The organism is Campylobacter sp. US25a (assembly GCF_004379075.1).
GTDB classification, from domain to species: domain Bacteria; phylum Campylobacterota; class Campylobacteria; order Campylobacterales; family Campylobacteraceae; genus Campylobacter_D; species Campylobacter_D jejuni.
The window spans coordinates 1-257 of record NZ_RYYM01000147.1 but is presented as its reverse complement, the minus strand read 5'-3'; the positions used below and the strand labels follow the sequence as shown (position 1 = coordinate 257).

At 28.8% G+C, this 257-nt stretch carries 1 pseudogene; it reads right to left on the bottom strand.

Annotated elements, in window-relative coordinates:
* A pseudogene (locus ELQ12_RS10090) lies at positions 1 to 257 on the bottom strand (ATP-dependent metallopeptidase FtsH/Yme1/Tma family protein); the annotation flags it as partial.

Sequence of the window (257 nt, the reverse complement as noted above, 5' to 3'; positions counted from 1 at the left end):
CTTGTATACCCTTTTCTTCATCATTAAAACTTAGAATTTTTTTCTTTCCTAAAAGCACCTTATTTAGTACAGCATAAAAATCTCTTTCTTCCACCAAAGAACTATTTCTTCTTAAAGCATTGATAGCCGCTTCATTAACTAAGGTTTCAAGTCCAGCACCGCTAAAACCTACACTTGCTTTTGCAATTTTATTTAAATCAATATTGTTATTTTTACCCTTCATGTAAATTTCTAAAATTTTAAGCCTATCTTTAAAA